This window comes from Mesorhizobium sp. M5C.F.Ca.IN.020.29.1.1, from assembly GCF_003997375.1.
Taxonomy (GTDB): Bacteria; Pseudomonadota; Alphaproteobacteria; order Rhizobiales; family Rhizobiaceae; genus Mesorhizobium; species Mesorhizobium wenxiniae.
The window spans coordinates 1-544 of the sequence record NZ_RZSW01001163.1 but is presented as its reverse complement, the minus strand read 5'-3'; the positions used below and the strand labels follow the sequence as shown (position 1 = coordinate 544).

Here is a 544-nt window from a genome sequence, read left to right as displayed (position 1 = left end):
CTTTTCGACTTTGATCTGCCGGAGGAGCGTATCGCGCTTCGACCGGCAGAACCGCGCGACAGCGCCAGAATGCTGGTTGTCAGGCCGGGTGAGGGCCGCGAAGACCGGACGGTGCGCGAATTGCCGTCCCTGCTCGAGAGCGGTGACGTGCTGGTCTTCAACGACACCAAGGTCATTCCGGCACAGTTGAAAGGCATCAGGCGGCGCGGCGAAGCGGTGGCGCAAGTCGAAGCCACGCTGCACATGCGGGTGGCTCCCGACCGCTGGCTGGCTTTCATGCGGCCGGGCAAGCGCATCGCCGCCGGCGACCGCGTCCATTTCGGCCATGACGCCAATTCCTGCTTTCTCGGCCAGCTCGATGCCACGGTGATCGAGAAGCGCGAGGCCGGCGAGGCTTTGCTCGGTTTTGACCTCTCAGGTCCGTTTCTCGATGAGGCGTTGCACGCCGTCGGTCACATTCCGCTGCCGCCTTACATCGCTTCGAAGCGCGACGACGACGAACGCGACCGCAAAGACTACCAGACCATCTATGCCAGGGAGGAGG

Annotated in this window: 1 protein-coding gene; it reads left to right on the top strand. The window is 64.2% G+C overall.

Annotation, left to right across the window (positions count from 1 at the left end; genetic code table 11):
- The coding region (locus EOA85_RS36840) for an S-adenosylmethionine:tRNA ribosyltransferase-isomerase (RefSeq protein ID WP_164760203.1) at positions 1 to 544 on the top strand (544 nt) is incomplete at both ends.